The 1,484-nt window shown below is 63.9% G+C and carries 1 pseudogene; it reads right to left on the bottom strand.

Annotated features, from left to right (window positions below):
• Window positions 1-133 precede the first annotated feature (133 nt).
• Window positions 134-1,362 (bottom strand): annotated as a pseudogene (locus AB0435_RS34150) (IS701 family transposase).
• Window positions 1,363-1,484: the final 122 nt, after the last annotated feature.

Genomic DNA, 1,484 nt, shown 5'->3' with positions numbered 1-1,484 from the left:
GGTCTCCTACCACCCCTTCACCCGCCCACTCGACCTCATCGGCCTGCCCTGACCTGCACCACCACATGATCACCAGGACTTTGAATCAGCCCTGTAGGTTCGCCCCATCCGGGCGAATGGCGGGGGTTCGGACTTAGTACTGCAACGACACTCCGTGACGTCCTCTGCGTTTGTAGTGACTGATGCGGGCTCGGGCTTGGCTTCTTCTGCGCCATAGCGACCAGGCGATGACGTGATGGACGGCATGGCGGACGGGAAAGGAAATGCGGTTGAAGAGCCGCCGGGCCTCGTTCATGGTCACGGGTATGAGGGACCGGTCGCTACCGGTGTCAGGATCCCCTTTTTTGCCTCCGCTCGCAGGACGGCGAGGAAGGCGAGGGCGGCCATGGAGAGAGTTATGTGCCGGTACCAGGCTGTGTGGCCGCGGACTTGGTAGTGGTCGAGTCCAGTCTCGTTCTTCGCTGTCTGGAAGCATTCCTCGACCATCCACCGGGATCCTGCGACGGACACGAGTTCCTCAAGGGAAGTCCCGGCCGGGCAGAAGCAGATGTAGTAAGCGATGTCCGTGTCGTCTGTGAGGCTGCGCCGCGCAAGGAGCCAGTGGTCCCAGCCCGCCCGCCGCCAGGGCCGGATAGCGGCTGTTGCCCAGTCGTACTCGCGCGGGCCATGAGCACCGTCACCGCAGCTCAGACGTGTCCAGGCGTCGTCGGGCAGTTGACTGACCAGTTCATGGGCCCGGGCCTGCCCGAAGAATTCCATGGTCATGACCATCTGCGATTTCGGGACTGCGAGGACATGAGGGATGTCGTGTTCTTCCAGCCACAACCGGATGCGACTCACCTGGCCGTAGAGTTCATCGGCGGTCACCCAGCCGAAGGGTGTCCCGGAGGCCACCGCGCGCTTGAGCATGCGCAGGCCCAGGTCCGGTTTGGTGGCGAACTCGACATCGTCGCCGATGCCAGCTGACCGGCAGCGCTCACGATCCGATGTCCAGGCTTTCGGCAGGTACAGCTCGCAGTCGATAAGCGCCCGGCCCTTGCTCGATCCGTAGGCCAAGAAGACCCCAACCTGGGAATTCTCGATCCGGCCAGCCGTCCCGGAATACTGCCGGGCCACGCCCGCAGACCGGACGCCCTTCTTCAGGAATCCCGTCTCGTCGAGAATGAGAATTCCCCGCTCGGGATCTCCGATGTGCTCCACCACCGCGTCGCGGACGTCGTCACGCACAGCGTCGGCATCCCACAGGTAGTGGTTCAGCAGACGCTGCATGCCCTGAGGGCCGGTGTCACCGGCGGCCTCGGCCAGTGTCCAGCCGTTCTTCCGCTCGCTCTCTCCGAGCAGTCCCCGCAGGTAGGACACCATCCGCTGACGGCGGCCGTGGCGCAGCTTGGTTCTGATCCACTTCTTGTGGAGCAGTGACGCGGCGTCACAGGGGGCTGGCAGAATGGGTATTCGTGTGACTGCAGCGAGCTCTGGACGGCCTT

Source organism: Streptomyces sp. NPDC051173, assembly GCF_040689515.1.
GTDB lineage: Bacteria > Actinomycetota > Actinomycetes > Streptomycetales > Streptomycetaceae > Streptomyces.
The sequence above is the reverse complement of the archived record's forward strand: the minus strand, read 5'-3'. Positions and strand labels throughout refer to the sequence as shown.